This is a genomic window from Nocardia alni, from assembly GCF_019038435.1.
In the GTDB taxonomy this organism is placed as follows: Bacteria; Actinomycetota; Actinomycetes; order Mycobacteriales; family Mycobacteriaceae; genus Nocardia; species Nocardia alni.
Window position 1 is genome coordinate 114,110 of the sequence record NZ_JAGPOX010000005.1, and the last position, 15,425, is coordinate 129,534.

Below are 15,425 nucleotides of genomic sequence, written 5' to 3' on the forward strand. Positions count from 1 at the left end.
TGTCGGCACCGGTGCGTAAGCTGCCAACCATGGACGACAAGCGCCCAGCAGCCCATGAGGTGCGGCTCATCGCAGGCCACGATGTGCGGCTCACCACCCCGCCTCCCGCTGTCGATACCCAGTACGAGGATCTGCTGCGCCTGGTGCTCGCGTCCGGCACCCCGAAGTCCGATCGCACCGGCACTGGCACCCGCAGCATTTTCGGCCACCAGCTGCGCTACGACCTGTCGTCGGGGTTCCCGCTGGTCACCACCAAGAAGGTGCATCTGAAGTCGATCGTGTACGAGTTGCTGTGGTTCCTGCGCGGCGATTCGAACGTGGGCTGGCTGCGCGAGCACGGTGTCACGATCTGGGACGAATGGGCCGGCCCCGACGGCGAACTGGGCCCGGTGTACGGGGTGCAGTGGCGGTCCTGGCCCTCTCCCGACGGCACGCATATCGATCAGATCTCGCAGGTCCTGGAGACCTTGCGGCGCGAGCCCGATTCGCGGCGGATGATCGTCTCGGCCTGGAACGTCGCGGATCTGGACCGGATGGCGCTGGCGCCGTGCCACGCGTTCTTCCAGTTCTACGTGGCCGGGGGCCGCCTGTCGTGCCAGCTGTATCAGCGCAGCGCCGACCTGTTCCTCGGGGTGCCGTTCAATATCGCCAGCTATGCGCTGCTGACGGCGATGGTCGCCCAGCAGACCGGCCTGGAACCGGGTGATTTCATCTGGACCGGCGGCGACTGCCACATCTACGACAACCACGTCGAGCAGGTGCGCGAGCAGATCGAGCGCCCACCGCACCCGTTCCCGCGACTGCGGCTGCGGCATGCGGCGAGCCTGTTCGACTACGCCTACGAGGATGTGGAGGTTCTGGACTACCGGCATCATCCGGCGATCAAGGCCCCGGTGGCCGTGTGAGCAAGGCGCAGCCGTGCGTTGGGTTGATCTGGGCGCAGACGCCGGACGGGGTGATCGGAAAAGACAACGCCATCCCGTGGCGGATCCCCGAGGATATGGCGCACTTCCAGCACATCACCCGGGGGCATCCGGTGGTGATGGGCCGCCGCACCTGGGATTCGCTGCCGCCGCGATTCCGGCCGCTGTCCGAGCGCCGCAATATCGTGATCACCCGGCAGCCGGACTGGTCCGCCGAGGGGGCCGAACGGACCGGATCGCTGGACGAGGCCCTGCGCACCGCGGGCACTGCGCCGGTGTGGGTCATGGGCGGCGGTGAGATCTACCGGGCCGCAATGGATTACGCGACAGAACTGATGGTCACCGAGGTGGATCTGCGGACCGAAGGCGACGCCTACGCCCCGGCCATCGGGGCGCAGTGGTCCGCCGCGCCCGGCCCGTGGCGCGAGTCCACGACGGGTCTGCGGTATCGCGTCCTGCGTTATACCAAGGACTGACCCACCCCTGTCCGCGCTCGGCGGGTATCAACATCGAATTGCAATGTGAAACAGCCTGACCCCGGTCGAGACCTACGGCATACTCACGACTACTGCGCCCGTGACAACGCGCACGCGGCCGACGCGTGAAAGGCTGCCCTATGGACAAGAAATCGCTCACCGCGGTGGCCCGCCAGCAGCTCAAGCTGGCCGCCGGCAACACCAGCGGACGTAGTTCTCAGACCCTTTGCGGCGGACATACGCACAGCCTGCGGCAGACCGTCATCGCGCTGACCGCCGGGCAGAGCCTGGCCGAACACGAGAATCCGGGTGAGGCCACCCTCCAGGTGCTGTCCGGAACGCTCACCCTCTTCAGCGGCGCCGACGAATGGAAGGGCTCCCCCGGCGACCTGCTGATCGTGCCCAGCGCCCGGCACAGCGTCACCGCCATCGACGACGTGGCGTTCCTGTTGACCGTGGCGAAGTAAACCGCGCCGCCCGCGGGGTACGGAACACCTTCTGTCGGTCTTGCCACGTATAGTCTGTCGATCATGGGTGAGCCGCAGCCGATCCTCGATCCGCTCAGTAAGGCGGCGCTGTTTCTCGTGGCGACCATCGACGAGGGCGGTGAATCCGCGGTTCGTGATCTGCTCGCCGAACTTCCCGGCCTGCGCCGATCGGTAGGCTTCCGGGTGCCCGGCGCGGATCTGTCCTGCGTGACGAGCATCGGGTCCACGGCTTGGGACCGCTTGTTCGCCGGGCCCAAACCCAGTGAACTGCACGAATTCCCCGGATACGAGGGCCCGCGGCACCAGGCGCCCGCCACGCCGGGAGATCTGCTGTTCCACATCAAGGCCGAGACCCCGGACGCCTGCTTCGAATTGGCCATGGTCATCGGCGATCGGCTGCGCGGGGCGGCGACGGTGGTGGACGAGACCGTCGGGTTTCGCTATTTCGAGCAGCGCGACCTGCTCGGATTCGTCGACGGCACCGAGAATCCCGAGGGTTCCCAGGCCGTCTCGACGGCCCTGATCGACGGGTCGGACCCCGATTTCGCCGGCGGCAGCTACGTGATCGTGCAGAAATACCTGCACGATCTCGGCGCCTGGAACGCGCTGTCGGTCACCGAGCAGGAACTCGTGATCGGGCGCACCAAACTCGGCGACTTCGAGCTGTCCGACGCGGACAAGCCCGCGAATTCGCACGTGGCGGTCAACACGCTGTACGACCCGGACGGCACCCAGCGCCAGATCCTGCGGGCCAACATGCCCTTCGGGAGCGTGCGCGACGGGGAATTCGGGACCTACTACGTCGCGTACGCCGCGGCCCCGGACGTCACCGAGCGCATGCTCGAGCGGATGTTCCTGGGCAGCGACGAGGCCGCCTACGACCGCATCCTGGACTTCTCCACCGCCGTCACCGGAACCTTGTTCTTCACTCCGCCCGCCGGATTCTTCGACGCGCTTCCCGATCCGGCGCGCACGGATACGGCGGTCGTGGAGCAGGCCCCCGCACTCGGCGACGGATCCCTCGGGATCGGCACCCTGAGACGAAAGGATTGAGCATATGAACAATCTGCACCGTGAGCTAGCCCCGGTCACCGACGAGGCGTGGTCACAGATCGAGGACGAGGCCCGGCGAACATTCAAGCGGCATATCGCCGGACGGCGGGTCGTGGACGTCTCCGGTCCGCACGGCGCCGACTTCTCCGCGGTCGGCCTGGGCCGCACCGCCGAGATCGACGCACCCGACGAGGGCATCGTGGCGCGCCAGCGGCAGGTGGCGCCGCTGGTCGAGCTGCGGGTCCCGTTCACCCTCGCGCGCGAGGAACTGGACGACGCCGAGCGCGGCGCCCGCGATATCGATCTGGACGCGGTCAAGGACGCCGCGCGCAAGATCGCGTTCGCCGAGGACCGCGCGATCTTCGAGGGCTATCGAGCCGCCGGGATCACCGGGATCAGGGCCGCGTCCTCACACGAGCCGATCGCGCCGACCACGGACCCGCGCCTGGCGCCGGAGGCGATCGCGCAGGCGGTGACCAAACTGCGACTGGCCGGCGTGGACGGCCCCTACTCGGTCCTGCTCAGCGCCGACCTCTACACCGCGGTCAGTGAGACCTCGGACCACGGTTACCCGATCCGCACTCATATCGAACGCCTCATCCCGGACGGCGAGATCATCTGGGCGCCCGCGATCGATGGCGCGTTCCTGCTCACCACGCGCGGTGGCGACTTCGATCTGCAACTGGGCCAGGATCTTTCGATCGGCTATCTGTCGCACGACGCGGATTCGGTGCGGCTGTACTTCCAGCAGAGCCTGACGTTCCTGGTCTACACCGCCGAGGCCGCCGTCGCGCTGCGGGCCTGATCGTCCCGAGCTTCCCGCCTCCGCCACGCCCGGTACGATGCGCGGGAGGCAGGAAGGACCGAGGCGAGAAGTGGGTGTGAGTGTGGTCCGGGCGGGCGTGGTCCCCGGACGGCGGACGTTTCTGTACGGCGTGCTGGGTGTGCTCGCGACCGCGGCGGTCTGCGGGGGCATCGTGGCGGCGTTCGGGATCTACCTGGTGTTCATCGGGCTGTTCGCGGGGGCGGTGGTCGGGATCGCGCTGCTGATGGCGCTGTTCGGGCGCGATGTCGTGGTGCTGACCGAGCAGACGATCGCCCGGCGCACCCCGCTGCACGAGACGTGTATCCCGTGGGATCGGGTGGTGGCCGGGCGGTTCACGCTGGACGAGCAGGCGCGCTGGTCGCTGGCGCTGGACCTGCAGGGCGGCGACGAACCGCACGGCGAACTGGTGCTGCTGTCGATCCCGCCGGTGGTGCGCCCGATCGCCAACGCCTACGACCACCGTAAGCGCGAGCAGGTTGCCCAGATCCGTACGATGCTGCGGCACAAGCGGATTCCCGTGACGGTCCTGCCGCAGATCGCGAACGCCCTGCACGAGCACTGGAAGCTCGCGCCCGCGGCGAACTGACGAGCCGAATACGAAGGGCGGACACCATGATTCGCACCGCGGCCCTGGCTCACATCCGCGGCCGTCGGTTGCTGCAGGCGCGGTCGACCGGCAAAGAGGTCTTCTACATGGCCGGGGGAAAGATCGACCCCGGCGAGACCCCGGTGCAGGCCCTGCACCGCGAGGCGCGCGAGGAACTCGGAGTCGACGTCGCCGCCTTCTGCGAACTCGGCGTCTTCGAATGCGAGGCCTACGGTCACACACCCGGCACGGCCCTGCATATGACCTGTTACACCGCCGATCTCGCCGGTGAGCCCCGGCCCACCAGCGAGATCGCCGAGTTGCGCTACTTCACCGTCGGCGAGTACGCGGCCATGCCGCATGTCGCACCGGGCTCGATGCTGGTGTTCCGCCGGTTGCACGAGCTGGACCTCATCGACTGGTAGGCGCTATACGGATTGGTATGTCCCGGCCATGGCGGTGATCTCGTCGAGCGCGCGCAAGGTCTCCTCACGTGGGCGCACCGGCAGCAGACCGATCAGCGTGCGATGCACGCCCAGTTCCGCCAGGCGGTCCAGATCGCCCGCGCCGGGCCCGAACACCGTCGCGGTCACCGGAATCGGCGGGCGCCCGGCACGGTCGGCGAGTTCCCGCAACTGCCGCATGCCGTCGCGCAGTTCGTCGAACGCGATGCCGGTCGGCGCCAGCCAGCCGTCGGCGTGCTCGACCACACGCTCATGCGTCGAGGGCCCCCAGCCGCCGAGCCATATCGGCGGATGCGGCCGCTGCGCGGGTTTCGGCCAGGAGTGGATCGGATCGAAATCGACGAAGCGGCCGTGGAATTCGGCCCGATCGTGGGTCCAGATCTGCTTCATCGCGAGGATGCGTTCACCCTGCAGCGCGACGCGGGTACGCGGGTCGGTGCCGTGATTGCGCAACTCCTCGCGCAACCAGCCGACGCCGAAGCCCAGTTCCAGACGGCCGCCCGAGATCGCGTCCAGCGTCGCGATCTCCTTGGCCGTGACGATCGGATCCCGCTGCACCAGCAGCGCGACCGCCGTGCCCAGACGCAGCCGGGTGGTCACCGCCGCCGCGGCGGTGAGCGAGATGAACGGGTCGTAGACGCGGTAGTAGTCGCGGGGAATGTCCCCGCCGCCCGGGGTAGGCGTGTCGACCCGGACCGGAATATGGGTGTGCTCGGGCAGGAACAACGACTCGAAGCCGCGCTCCTCGACCGCCCGGGCCAATTCCATCGGATCGATGCTCTCGTCGGTCACGCCGCTGAAGATCCCGGCCCGCATTATCGATCGCCCCCGAATAGCCCTGCGCCGCAGGGGATCTTGTTCCAAGGGTAGCCACACGTGGTGACCTGGTGATGAGCGTCGCATGGTGTCATGGGCGTACGGTAAGGGTTGACACCACTGTCAAGGTCAAGTGCGAGTTGGGCGCGAGGGAGTGAACATGCTTATCGGGGAGCTTGCCGCACGCACGGGGGTCAGTCGCAGGTCGCTGCGGTACTACGAACAGCAGGGCCTGCTGACCTCGATGCGTGGCGGCAACGGATATCGGGATTACGGCGAATCGGCGGTCGATACGGTGCGCCGGATCCGGGCGCTGCTGGCGGCCGGGTTGCCGACCGAGACGATCCGCCAGGCTCTGCCCTGCGTCATCGATACCGCGCCCACGCTGCGACCGTGTCCCGAACTCGTCGAGGTGCTGCGCAGCGAGATGGGCCGGATGGATGCCATGGCCGCGGAGTTGGTGCACTCGCGCGAGCTGATCGCGCGCATGCTCGTGGACGCGGGAGTGTCCCTGACGCCGTAGGGAGGATCTACTCGCTGTCGTCGAGCGAATTCACCGCGGCGTCGCCTTCGGGCTTGTCGGGCGCGCTCTCGGCGGCCGGATCGGCGCTCGCGGGCTCTTGCGGAATCCGGGTGGCGCGCAGTGGGATCCGGGTGGCGGCGCAGAAGCCCAGCAACAGGAGTACGACCGCCGCGATCAGGGTGGCGCGAAAGGCGTCGGCGAAGCCGCGGGCCAGCGCGTCGGTCACCAGATGGCTGGCGTGGTGAGCGCGCAGCACCGGGATGGCGGCGCCGGCGGAGTCGCGGGTCGCGGCGACGGCCTCGTGCGCCGCGACCGGCGACAGGCCGTGCACCTGCGTGAGCCGGTCCGAGAGCGCCTGGCCGAGCGAGATCGACAGCACGCCACCGAGTATCGCGACCCCCAGCGCCGCACCGATCTTGTGCACCGTGGACGGGGTCATCGACACCCGCTCGGAGGTATCGGCCGGCATGCCTGCCAGGATCGCGCGGGGTAGCTGAGCGGATGCCAGACCCAGTCCGATGCCGTAGCAGACGAGCAGCACGACGAGCCACGCCATCGGAGTCCGGTCGGTGAGGAATATCGCCGTCACCGCGATGCTGAGCGTCTGGATCGCCAGGCCCAGCCGCACGCTCCACACCGGTCCCGCAGGCCATCCCGCCCGCAGCGTGACGATCGTGGCCGCACCCGCCCCCAGCGATATCGCCATCAGCACCAGCCCACCGCGCAGCGCGGTGAGGCCGCGGACGTACACCAGGTACAGCGGCAGGGTGAACAGCAGGCCGAATACGACGACGGCGACCGCCAGCGCCGCCGCGCTCCCCCAGCGCACACTCGGTCGGCCGAGCAACGAGAAGTCCAGCAGCGCCGCGCGATCCACCTGGCGCCGATGCTGCTCCCAGAGCAGAAACAGCGCCAGCAGAATGATGCCCAGTACCAGCAGCAGGGGGATCGGCGAGGCCCCGGCCCGGCTGGACCAGTGGATGCCGAGCCCTCGCCACGCCCGCAGCGGCCGCCACCAGCCGTAGGCCTGCCCCTCGATCAGCGCGAACATCACCAGCGCGAAACCGGCTGTGCCGAGCAGGAATCCGTCGACGTCCGAGCCGTGTGCGGGCTGGCCGCTCCGGGTCTCGGGCACGAATACGGCGATGCCGATCAGGACCACCACGCCGATGGGCAGATTCACCAGGAAAATCCACGGCCAGGTGAACGATGTGCTCAACCAGCCGCCGAGCAGCGGCCCGAGCACCGCCGCCGCGCAGATCACCGCCGCCCACGCCGTGTAGACGAGCCGGCGCTCCCGCCCGGAAAAGACCACGCCGGCCGTGGCCAGAGCCCCCGGCAGGACGCCGGCGCCGCCGATGCCCTGCACGATCCGGCCCCAGATCAACACGCTCGGCTCGTTCGCGGCCGCCGCGATCAGGCTGCCCGCCATGATGAGCACGACACCGGTCATGATCAGCGCACGACGCCCCAGCCTGTCTCCGAACCACCCGGCGGTGATCAGCAGCGCGGCGAACACCACCGCGTACACGGCGCTCACCCACTGCGCCTGGGTGAGGCTCAACCCCACATCGGCGATGATCACCGGCAGCGACATGCTCACGACGGTGCTGTCGAGCGCCACCAGGAACAGCGCCAGCCCCAGCGCACCCAGCACCCGCCACCGGTTGTCGCCGCGGTGCCGCTGTTCGATCTCGATGTCCGTCATGCGCCGCTCCCGCCGTCAACCCATATTGCCGTCGAGGACCTCGTGCGGCGACCAGTCTACGGCCAGATTGCCTGAAGATTGCTGATCTTCATACTCCCGATGCGGAGCGGACCACCCCGGCCCGGTGAGCGAGTACGTCCGGGGCAGAAGCGCGGGCAGATCTCGACCGTTCTCGCCGAGAGCCTGGGCGACCTGGACCGGGAGTTCGTCACCAGGCAGGCGACCTCGAAGGGGTTGATCTCGAAACGCCGGTAGTTCGCGACACCTGCCGCGGCGTAGATGATCGACCGTGCGGTCGGTGTGTCCAGCGCGAACCCGGGCGGCGCGAGAGATCCAGCAATTCCCGCACCGACCCGGAGTTCGGCTATTCGGTCACGATCACCCTGACCTCGTCGTCCGCTGCCTCCGTCGACTCGCCCGGCACGGCGAACCAGTGGGTGACCTCGCCGTCCGCGAGATCGTCGGCGACGTTCCCGCCCGTCGGGAGGACCGACAGGGCGCCCGCGGTGGCCGCGGCCAGGAATTCGGCCATGGCCGCGGGGCCCGCGGTGGCGGTGGTGAACGTCGTCGACTCGTAATCGATGTCGTTCTCCTCGCGCAGGGTCTGCGCGTGGTCGAGGGCCTGTTCCTGGGTCAGGGTGAGCCAGGCGCCATCGGGGCGGCGGACCATCAGGGCCGGGTGGTCCTGATGCAGCGGGCGCAGCCGGTCGGCGTAGGAGACCGGGTGCGCCGGGGCCGCGGCCAATTCCGCCCGCACCTTGGGGTCGGTCGGCACCAGCCAGCGCACCGATTTCGCCGCCGGTTCCAGGGTGATGCCGAATCCCGCTCCCGCGGAGACGATCTCACCGAAGGACAGGCCGTCCGCGAACAGTGCCGCGGCGCCCGCCTTCTGCACCGCCCACAGCGCGACCACCGCGTCCACCGAGCGGGGCAGCGCGACCGCGATGATGTCGCCGGGGCCGACGCCCCGGTCGATCAGCACCCGCGCCAGCTGCGAGGACCGCGAATCCACGGCCTGATAGGTGATTTCCGCGCCGTCGGCCAGCAGCGCCGGAGCCTGCGGATCTTCCTCCACGACCGCGCCCAGCGCCTTGGCCACGGTCCGCGCGCCGATCTGCGGCGTCGCGGTGACGGCCGCGGATTCCGTTGCGGTGACACCGGATTCGGCCAGGATACGGTCCCGCTCTGCCGCATCGAGGATGTCGATATCGCCGATCAGCCCCTCGGGGTCGGAGACCAGCGCCTCGAGCACCCGCTCCAGCCGGGCCGCCAGGGTCCGCACCTCGGCGGCGCCGTAGCGGCTGGTGAGGTATTCCAGGCTCACCACGAGCTTCTCTTCGGCGACCACCATCAGGGTCAGCGGATAGTGCGTGCCGCCCTTGAAGTCGACGCCGGTCACCGACACGCCGTCGATGGTGCTGGCGGACGCGATCGCCTCCGTGTCCACCGGATAGGACTCGAAGACGACCAGCGAGTCGAACTGCGCACCGGGGCCGCCCACCCGCTGGATGTCGGGCAGGCCGACGTAATGGTGATCGAGCAGCGCCGCCTGCTCACCCTGCAGTCCGGTCAGGAATTCGGCGATCGTGCGTCGATCGTCGACCCGCACGCGGACCGGCAGGGTGTTGATGAACAGACCCACCATCGACTCGATATCCGGCAGCTCCGGTGGACGACCCGACACGGTCGCGCCGAACACCACGTCGTCGCGTCCGGCCAACCGGCTCACCAGCAGACCCCAGGCCGCCTGCACCACCGTGTTCGGGGTGACGCCGAGGTCGGCGCAGAACTTGCTCAGATGCCGGGTCCGTTCGTCGTCCAGCTCGATCCGCACCGAGTCGATGTCGAACTCCTCGCTCGACTGCGCTCGCGGCGCGATCAGCGTCGGCTCGTCGACGCCGGCCAGCGCCCGCTCCCACGCCCGCAGCGATTCGTCGCGGTCGTAGAGCGACAGCCACGCCAGGAAGTCCCGGTAGGACGCCACTCGCGGCAGCACGCTCGCCTCGCCGCGCACCGCGTACAGCACGAGCAGATCCCGCATCAGCAGCGGCATCGACCAGCCGTCGAACAGGATGTGATGCGTGGTGATCGCCAGGCGCCACCGCTGTGTATCGGCGCCCGCTCCCGACTCGACCCGGTACAGGCCGAACCGAATCAACGGCGCCGCGGCCATGTCGAAGTTGTCGGCTCGATCGACCCGCAGTCGGCGCGTCAGTTCGTCGTCGCGTTCCGCAGCGGGCAGATCCGTGAGATCCGTTTCCCGCCAGGGAATCTCGACCCGAGCCTGCACGATCTGCACCGGCCGCCCCTCGGTGTCGACCGTGAAGGCGACCCGCAGGTTGTCGTAGCGGTCCAGCAGGGCCTGAGCCGCCCCGCGCAGCCGCTCGACATCCAGCTCGCCATCGAAGTCGATGACGGCCTGCTGGCTGTAGATGTCCATCGTCGACTGGGTCATCAACGCGTTGAACAACAGGCCGGACTGCAACGGCGACAACGGCCACACCTCGGTCATCGAGGGGTACGCCTGCTCCCACGCCCGCAGCTGATCCTCGTCGGCCTGCACCAGGGGCCCCGTCGGGAGCTCCAGCTCGGCGCCGCCGAGGACGGCGCCGCCGGCGATGCCCGCGATGGTGCGCCGCTCGAATACCTCGCGTGCGCTGAACCGGACACCGCGCGCCTTCGCCCGCGACACCAGCTGGATCGACAGGATGCTGTTACCGCCGAGGCCGAAGAAGTCGTCGTCGATACCGATCTCGCCGCGGCCGAGCACGTCGGCGAACACCTCGGCCACGATCATCTCGGCAGGTGTCGACGGGGCACGGAACGGTGTCGACTCGAACTCCGGTTCCGGCAACGCCTTACGGTCCAGCTTGCCGTTCACGTTCAACGGCAGCGCATCCAGCACCACGAACGCCGCGGGCACCATGTACGAGGGCAGGTTTGCCAACAGCTCCGAACGCACCTGCGCCACATCCAGATCCGCATCCGACGTCACCAGGTACGCGACCAACCGATCACCGAGACGCGGATCCGACTTCGCCAACACCGCTGTCTGCGCGATCTCCGGCAACGCCAGGAGCGCCGCCTCGATCTCGCCGAGTTCGATCCGGAAACCACGAATCTTCACCTGGAAATCCGTACGACCCCGGTAATCCAGCTCACCGTCCGAGTTCCACGCCACCAGATCACCCGTGCGGTACATGCGCTCACCGTCACCGAACGGATTCGCCACAAAACGATCCGCAGACAAATCCGCACGACCGAAATACCCACGCGCCAACTGCGCACCCGCAAGATACAACTCACCCGGAACACCAACCGGAACCGGACGCAACCGCGAATCCAGCACATAGACACGGCTGTTCCACTCCGGCACACCAATCGACACCGACACAGCGTCGCTATCGGTCACCTCATGGCTGGTGATCGACACCGCCGCCTCGGTAGGCCCGTACAGGTTGAACAGATCCGCGACATTGTTCCGGCGGAACCGCTGCGCCACCGAACCCGGCAACGCCTCACCGATCGCCAACACCCGCAGCAGCGAATCAGTCAGCGTGCCTTCCGATTCGGTCAACAGCGCATCGAGCATCGACGGCACCACATGCAATGTCGTCACCGACTCACGGGCCATCAGAGTATTCAAATACTCCGGATCCTGATGACCGTCCGGGGCGGCGATGACCAACCGGCCACCGCACACCGCCGCGGTCCAGAACTCCCACACCGACAAATCGAACGTCGCCGCGGTCTTCAGCAGCACGGCATCGTGGACGCCCAGCCCGAATTCCGCGGTCTCCCACAGCAACTGGTTGACGATCGCCGCATGCGGCACGGCCACGCCCTTCGGACGGCCCGTCGAGCCCGACGTGAAGATCACATACGCCGTGTTCTCCGGCCCCAGCGCACCCAACCGCTCGCTGTCGCCGATAGGTGAATCATCGCCGGACTCGCCCGCATCGACCCGCACGACCGGAGCGATCGTGGTCTCGAAACCTGTCGCGGCGTCGGTCAGCACACAGATCGGCGCCGCGGTTTCCAGAATGTAGTCCGTACGGTCGACAGCCTGATCCGGATCCACCGGCACATAGGCGCCGCCCGCAGTGGCGACCGCGTACATCGCTACCACCAGATCCACCGACCGCCGCAACGCCAGCGCCACCCGCGACTCCGGGCCGACACCCAACGAAATCAGCTGACGTGCCAGCGCATTCACCCGGCGACCCAGCTCGCCATAGGTGACCCGAGCGCCATCGGGGCCGATCAGCGCCACCACGTCCGGTGTTTCCGACACAGTGCGACCGAGCAGGGACACCAGCGTCGCCGACCGATCGATCTCGTGCCCGGTCGCGTTGCGGCCGGACACCAGGTCCTCGAGCTCGCCCGCGGCCAGGAAGTCCAGATCCCCGACCGGCATGCGCGGCGTGGCGACGATCTCGCCCAGCAGCCGCACGAACTGATCCGCGAAATCCTGCACCGTATCCCGATCGAACAGATCGGCCGCGTAGGTGAGGTTGCCCGCCATGCCGATGGGCGCACCCGTGTCGTCGTATCCGTCCGAGATGATCAGGTGCAGGTCGAACTGCGAGATCTCGACGTCGACCTCGAGGCCCGAGACGGTCAGGCCCGGCAGTTCCAGACTCACCGGCGCCAGGTTCTGGAACGAGAGCCCGATCTGGAACAGCGGATGCCGCGCGGTGGACCGCTCCGGATTCAGCACCTCCACCAGGCGCTCGAACGGCACGTCCGCGTGCGCGAAGGCCGCGATATCCGACTCACGCTGACGCGCGAGCAGATCCATGAACGGCGTGCCGCCCTCGACCTGCGTCCGGAACACCAGGGTGTTCACGAACATGCCGATCATGTCGTCGAAATCGGCCTCACCACGACCCGCTGCCGGGGTGCCGATCGCGATGACCTCGGTACCCGACAACCGGGCCAGCAATACGGCCAGCGCGGTGTGCACGACCATGAACAGCGTCGCGCCCTCGGCCCGCGCCAGCTCCACCAGCGCACCGTGGGTCTCGGCGTCGACCCGCACGCCCACGGTGCCGCCGGTGAGCGACTGCACCGCCGGGCGCGGCCGATCCGCGGGCAGATCCAGCTGATCCGGCAGGTCCGCCAGGGCGTCACGCCAGTAGGCGATCTGCCGCGCGGCCAACGACTCCGGATCCTCCTCCGAGCCCAGGACCGCCCGCTGCCAGATGCTGTAATCGGCGTACTGCACCGCCAGCGGCTCCCAGCCGGGGGCCGCACCGGCCACGCGGGCGGCGTAGGCGGTCATCAGGTCCCGCGTCAACGGGCCCATCGATGAGCCGTCACCGGAGATGTGGTGTATGACGAGCGCGAGCACATACTCGGGCTGGGCCGCACCGTCGGTGTCCTCCGAGATGTCCTGCGCGAGCACCTCGAACGCCGCGACCCGCAACGGCACCTCGGCCGTCACGTCGAAGCCCGCCGAGAAGAACGCGAGCACCGCCGATTCGACCGCTTCCGGCCCGACCACCCGGACATCCAGCGTCGGAATCGCCTGCGCGACAGGCAGGATCACCTGTACCGGACCCTGGTCGGTCTCCGGATACACCGTCCGCAGCACTTCGTGCCGGGCCACCAGGTCACCGATCGCCGCCCGCAACGCCTCCATATCCAGCGCACCACTCAGCCGCACGGCGACCGGCACGTTGTACGCCGTGGATTCCTGATCGAACTGGTTCAGGAACCACATCCGCTGCTGGGCCAGCGACAACGGGATCCGATCCGGCCGCTCCAGGCTGCCCACCTCGATGCGATCGCCACGACTCTGCGATTCCACGGCTGCCGCGAGCGCGGCCACCGTCGGCGCCTCGAACAGGGTTCGCACCGCGACCCGGGTGTTCAGGGCCGCACCGAGCCGGGCGGCGACCTGGGTGGCGAGCAGCGAATTACCGCCGAGCGCGAAGAAATCGTCGTCGGCGCCGGCCCGCTCGGCACCGAGCACCTGCACGAACACACCGGCCACGATCTGCTCGATCGGGGTCGACGGGGCACGAAACTCCGTTGCCTCGAACTCCGGCTCCGGCAGCGCCTTACGGTCCAGCTTGCCGTTCACGTTCAACGGCAACGCATCCAGCACCACAAAAGCGGCAGGAACCATATAGGAGGGCAGGCTCGCCAACAGTTCTGAACGCACCTGCGCCACATCGGGATCGACACCCGCACCCACCAGATACGCGACCAGACGATCACCAAGGCGCGGATCCGACTTCGCCAACACCGCTGTCTGCGCGACCCCCGGCAGCGCCAACAGCGCCGCCTCGATCTCACCCAACTCGATACGGAAACCACGAATCTTCACCTGGAAATCCGTACGACCCCGATAATCCAGCTCACCCTCGGAATTCCACGCCACCAGATCACCCGTGCGATACATCCGCTGGCCCTTACCGAACGGATTCGCCACAAAACGATCCGCAGTCAGATCCGCACGACCGAAATACCCACGCGCCAACTGCGCACCCGCGAGGTAGAGCTCACCCGCCACACCATCAGGCACCGGACGCAACCGCGAATCCAGCACATAGACACGACTGTTCCACTCCGGCACACCAATCGACACCGACGCCACATCGACATCAGTCACCTCATGACTGGTAATCGACACCGCCGCCTCGGTCGGCCCATACAGGTTGAACAGATCCGCGACATTGTTCCTGCGGAACCGCTGCGCCACCGAACCCGGCAACGCCTCACCGATCGCCAACACCCACCGCAACGAATCAGTCAGTGTCCCTTCCGATACCGTCAGCAATCCGTCGAGCATCGACGGCACCACGTGCAACGTCGTTACACCCTCACGCGCCATCAACGCGTTCAAATACCCCGGATCCCGATGACCATCGGCAGAAGCGATCACCAACCGGCCACCACACACCGCCGCGGTCCAGAACTCCCACACCGACAAATCGAACGTCGCCGCAGTCTTCAACAACACCACGTCATCAACGCCCAAACCGAATTCAGCAGTCTCCCACAACAACTGATTCACAATCGCCGAATGCGGAACCGCCACACCCTTCGGACGACCCGTCGAACCCGACGTGAAAATCACATACGCCGTATTCTTCGGACGCAGCGGCGCCACAAGCTCGGCAGCGCCGATCGGTGCCTCATCGAGCCCCGACAGATCCACCTCATCGATCCGGATCACGGGCGCGGCAGCAGTATCGAACTCCGCCTCCGCATTGGTCAGCACACACACCGGCGCCGCGGTCTCGAGAATGTAGTCCGTCCGCTCAGCAGCCTGATCCGGATCCACCGGCACATACGCACCACCCGCAGTGGCGACCGCATACATCGCCACCACCAAATCCACCGAACGACGCAACGCCAGCACCACCCGCGACTCCGGACCGACACCGATGGAAATCAGGTGCCGCGCCAAACGATTCACGCGCGAGCCGAGCTCACCATAGGTAACACGATCGCCGTCGGCACCGACCAACGCCACCTCATCGGCATGACCGTCCACCGTCGCGTCCAGCAACGAAACCAACGTCGCAGCACGATCAGTCGCCAACGCAGTC

Annotated in this window: 11 protein-coding genes and 1 pseudogene; 9 read left to right on the forward strand and 3 right to left on the reverse strand. The window is 67.8% G+C overall.

The window, feature by feature from the left end; genetic code table 11:
* Positions 1-29: 29 nt before the first annotated feature.
* The 7 genes from JZ791_RS04065 to JZ791_RS04095 all read left to right on the forward strand — a co-directional run bounded on the left by JZ791_RS04065 (position 30) and on the right by JZ791_RS04095 (position 4,777).
* Complete coding sequence (locus JZ791_RS04065; RefSeq protein WP_216892762.1) at positions 30-905, forward strand: thymidylate synthase; 876 nt, start codon at positions 30-32, stop codon at positions 903-905.
* Entirely contained in the window at positions 902-1,399 is a 498-nt protein-coding gene (locus JZ791_RS04070) for a dihydrofolate reductase (RefSeq protein WP_216892763.1), read from the forward strand. Before JZ791_RS04065 ends, JZ791_RS04070 begins: the two co-directional genes overlap by 4 nt.
* 140 nt (positions 1,400-1,539) lie before the next feature.
* Entirely contained in the window at positions 1,540-1,866 is a 327-nt protein-coding gene (locus JZ791_RS04075) for a cupin domain-containing protein (RefSeq protein WP_216892764.1), read from the forward strand.
* Between the two features lie 63 nt (positions 1,867-1,929).
* Positions 1,930-2,940 (forward strand): Dyp-type peroxidase, encoded by a 1,011-nt coding sequence (locus JZ791_RS04080; RefSeq protein ID WP_216892765.1) that lies wholly within the window; start codon positions 1,930-1,932, stop codon positions 2,938-2,940.
* 4 nt (positions 2,941-2,944) lie between these two features.
* A complete protein-coding gene (locus JZ791_RS04085) occupies positions 2,945-3,745 on the forward strand; it encodes a family 1 encapsulin nanocompartment shell protein (protein WP_216892766.1) in 801 nt (266 codons plus the stop codon).
* Positions 3,746-3,821: 76 nt separating this feature from the next.
* Positions 3,822-4,352 carry a hypothetical protein gene (locus tag JZ791_RS04090; RefSeq protein WP_216892767.1) on the forward strand — a complete coding sequence of 177 codons (531 nt, stop codon included), beginning with the start codon at positions 3,822-3,824 and terminating at the stop codon, positions 4,350-4,352.
* Positions 4,353-4,378: 26 nt separating this feature from the next.
* Complete coding sequence (locus JZ791_RS04095; protein WP_216892768.1) at positions 4,379-4,777, forward strand: NUDIX hydrolase; 399 nt, start codon at positions 4,379-4,381, stop codon at positions 4,775-4,777.
* Positions 4,778-4,780: 3 nt separating this feature from the next.
* Here the strand turns inward: JZ791_RS04095 and JZ791_RS04100 are convergent, their stop codons facing one another.
* Positions 4,781-5,632 carry an LLM class F420-dependent oxidoreductase gene (locus JZ791_RS04100; RefSeq protein WP_216892769.1) on the reverse strand — a complete coding sequence of 284 codons (852 nt, stop codon included), beginning with the start codon at positions 5,630-5,632 and terminating at the stop codon, positions 4,781-4,783.
* Positions 5,633-5,792: 160 nt separating this feature from the next.
* Between JZ791_RS04100 and JZ791_RS04105 the strand changes: the two genes are divergently transcribed.
* Positions 5,793-6,155, forward strand: coding sequence for a MerR family transcriptional regulator (locus tag JZ791_RS04105; protein ID WP_216892770.1), 363 nt, complete (start codon positions 5,793-5,795; stop codon positions 6,153-6,155).
* A 7-nt stretch (positions 6,156-6,162) separates the two neighbouring features.
* Here the strand turns inward: JZ791_RS04105 and JZ791_RS04110 are convergent, their stop codons facing one another.
* The gene (locus JZ791_RS04110) at positions 6,163-7,863 is read right to left on the reverse strand and encodes an MFS transporter (protein ID WP_216892771.1); all 1,701 of its coding nucleotides are present in this window, start codon (positions 7,861-7,863) and stop codon (positions 6,163-6,165) included.
* Between the two features lie 99 nt (positions 7,864-7,962).
* On the opposite strand from JZ791_RS04110, the gene JZ791_RS04115 reads away from it, so the two are divergent.
* Positions 7,963-8,118, forward strand: a complete 156-nt coding sequence (locus tag JZ791_RS04115) for a hypothetical protein (RefSeq protein WP_216892772.1) — start codon at positions 7,963-7,965, stop codon at positions 8,116-8,118.
* Positions 8,119-8,737: 619 nt separating this feature from the next.
* On the opposite strand, the pseudogene JZ791_RS04120 reads toward JZ791_RS04115, so the two are convergent.
* A pseudogene (locus JZ791_RS04120) lies at positions 8,738-15,425 on the reverse strand (amino acid adenylation domain-containing protein); the annotation flags it as partial.

Excerpts from the sequence above, each read along its gene's own strand:
- JZ791_RS04115 (WP_216892772.1), top strand. The coding sequence starts at position 7,963 with ATGCGGAGCGGACCACCCCGGCCCGGTGAGCGAGTACGTCCGGGGCAG.
- JZ791_RS04085 (WP_216892766.1), top strand. The coding sequence starts at position 2,945 with ATGAACAATCTGCACCGTGAGCTAGCCCCGGTCACCGACGAGGCGTGG.
- JZ791_RS04065 (WP_216892762.1), top strand. The coding sequence starts at position 30 with ATGGACGACAAGCGCCCAGCAGCCCATGAGGTGCGGCTCATCGCAGGC.
- JZ791_RS04105 (WP_216892770.1), top strand. The coding sequence starts at position 5,793 with ATGCTTATCGGGGAGCTTGCCGCACGCACGGGGGTCAGTCGCAGGTCG.
- JZ791_RS04075 (WP_216892764.1), top strand. The coding sequence starts at position 1,540 with ATGGACAAGAAATCGCTCACCGCGGTGGCCCGCCAGCAGCTCAAGCTG.
- JZ791_RS04110 (WP_216892771.1), bottom strand. The coding sequence starts at position 7,863 with ATGACGGACATCGAGATCGAACAGCGGCACCGCGGCGACAACCGGTGG.
- JZ791_RS04080 (WP_216892765.1), top strand. The coding sequence starts at position 1,930 with ATGGGTGAGCCGCAGCCGATCCTCGATCCGCTCAGTAAGGCGGCGCTG.
- JZ791_RS04100 (WP_216892769.1), bottom strand. The coding sequence starts at position 5,632 with ATGCGGGCCGGGATCTTCAGCGGCGTGACCGACGAGAGCATCGATCCG.
- JZ791_RS04095 (WP_216892768.1), top strand. The coding sequence starts at position 4,379 with ATGATTCGCACCGCGGCCCTGGCTCACATCCGCGGCCGTCGGTTGCTG.